This window comes from Leucobacter sp. M11, from assembly GCF_035726885.1.
Taxonomy (GTDB): Bacteria; Actinomycetota; Actinomycetes; order Actinomycetales; family Microbacteriaceae; genus JAPFRB01.
This window is the reverse complement of record NZ_JAPFRB010000003.1, coordinates 538406-540524: the sequence shown is the minus strand read 5'-3', so window position 1 is coordinate 540524 and position 2119 is coordinate 538406. Positions and strand designations below refer to the sequence as shown.

Annotated in this window: 1 protein-coding gene and 2 pseudogenes; all 3 read right to left on the bottom strand. The window is 74.0% G+C overall.

Annotated elements, in window-relative coordinates; all coding sequences use genetic code 11:
- Positions 1 to 287 (bottom strand): annotated as a pseudogene (locus tag OOT08_RS10930) (RNA polymerase subunit sigma); the annotation flags it as partial.
- Between the two features lie 93 nt (positions 288 to 380).
- Positions 381 to 1367 (bottom strand): lytic transglycosylase domain-containing protein, encoded by a 987-nt coding sequence (locus OOT08_RS10925; protein WP_325092670.1) that lies wholly within the window; start codon positions 1365 to 1367, stop codon positions 381 to 383.
- Positions 1364 to 2119, bottom strand: a pseudogene (locus OOT08_RS10920) (hypothetical protein); the annotation flags it as partial. The pseudogene OOT08_RS10920 and the gene OOT08_RS10925, both read right to left, overlap by 4 nt.

Sequence of the window (2119 nt, the reverse complement as noted above, 5' to 3'; positions counted from 1 at the left end):
CGTGCCAGACCGAGCACCCAGTCGCGGCCCGTCTCGCGGGCGGGGTCCAGGTCGTCCGCGTCGCGCCAGACGTCGAGGAAGGTGTCGCGGAGGGCGAGCATCGCGCGCTCGGGCTCCAGCTCCGCGCGGGGCGTTGCGAGAATCGCGCCGAGCGCATCCGCGCTGAGCCGGTCATAGAGATCCGCGAAGGCGGCGCGGTCGCCGACGGCGATCCGACGCAGCAGCGTCGTCTCCGCGTCAACGGTGGCGCCGGCGCTTCCGGGCGCGATCAAACCGTCATTCACCATGTCCTCCAGTATGCCGCACGGGGCCGGGAGCCGTCCCGGAGCCGCCGCAATCCGTCGTCGCCCTGCGCGGCGAGCCACCCGGTGGGGCGGGGCTCAGCCGGTGGCCGCCGCGTACTGCTGCGTGGCGACCGACACCCGCACGGCGTAATCGTGGCTGTTGTTGTAGCTCGCGATCGCCCGCTCCCACACCGCCTGATCCGTGAGCGAGCCCGCTGCGGCGCAGAGGTAGCGCCCGGCGGCGAGCGCCGCGTCGTCGATCCGGTTCGGATTGGGGGCGCCGTCCCCGGTGCCGTCGGCGGCCCACACGGCCCAGGTGCTCGGGATGAACTGCATGGGCCCGACCGCCCGGTCCCAGACGGGATCGCCGTCCAGCCGGCCCTGATCGGTGTCGGGTATCGCGGCGACCCCGTTGCCGTTGAGCGGCACGCCGATGATGGCGGGGCTCGCGAGACCGGCGGGGGAGATCGAGCCGCCGCCGAGGGTGCCGTGGTGGGTCTCGACCTCGCCGATTCCGGCGAGGGTATTCCAGCCCAGTCCGCAGCCGGGGTTCTCGCGAGCGATCTGCAGGGCGGCCCCGGCGTAGGCGCTCAGGGCGCGCTCCGGGATCCCGGTGGCCGTGGCGGCCGCTCGGACCCAGCCGGGGTCGACGAGCTCCGAGACGGGGGTGCCGCGCGGGGCACGGGTGTCCCGGGGTGCCCGCGGCTCCCGCGGAGTGGTTTCCGCTGCGGGGGCGGGGCCCGCGGCTTCGGGGGCCGCCCCCGTTTCGGCGGCGGGGGGCGCCGCCGAAACGGGGCCCCTCGCCGCGCTGGGCTCGCTCGGCGGGCCCGCGGCCAGGAGGGGGCCCGACCAGAGCAGGCCGAGCCCGAGGAGCAGTGGGATGCCGAGCCAGCCGCCGAGTCGGGTGAGCGCCCGTCGGCTGAGCCGGCTCGGGCCCGGGTCAGCGGCCGGGCCGACCTCGATGCCCGCCTCGCGGAGGAGCTCGTCGAAGGCATCGAACGGGTCGCCGTCGCCCGGCTCCGCGGGGTCCGGCACCGCCCCGTGCTTCCCGGGTGGCCCCGGCGCTTCGCTGAGCTTCGTCACAGGGCGATGACCCCGCGGCTGATCAGCCCGCCCCCGGCCGCGGTAACCACGGTCACGAGGCCTAAGCCGGCGAGGAGGCCGAGCATCAGCGGGATGAGGAGGGGGTTGTCCGATCCCGGCCCGATGATCCTGCGGGTCGTCACGACGGTGGTGACCACCGTGTCTCCCGGCACGGCGCTCGGCGCGCTGGCCTGCGTGACGGGCGCGATCGCCGCCTGCGCGGCGCTCGGCGGACGGGGGGCGCGCGGCGGCGCGATCATCGTGTTCTGGGTGATCTTGGGGATGTCCGGCTCTTTCGGGGCCGTCGTGGTCCCGGCGCAGTTGGCCTGGTCCGGGCAGATCTGAATCGGCAGCGGCAGCTTCGCCCGGTCGCGGGCCCCGTCCGAGGTGTACCAGTAGGAGGACTGCCCGGTGAGGATCTGGAAGGCGATGAAGTCCCGCGGGAAGGAGCCCCAGAAGGCGCGGTTTTTCGCGTTGCGCCCGGGTTGTTCGTTGCGCCCGCCAGGGAGGTTGCCCACGGAGACCCCGAGGTAGTCGGGGGCGATCACGAACTCGCTGTCGCGCACGGTGACGTTGGAGAAGGTGGCCAGGGTGATCTTCTGCGGGGTGAGCTCGGACCACACGCTGCTGTCGTCCATGTCGGCCCCGAAGCCGCTGCCGGTGGCGGTCAGGGTACCGACCCCGTCTGTGATCGTGAGTTCCGGGTTCGAGGCGCTCCAGTAGGTCATGCCCCCGTAGAAGGCGACCGTGAA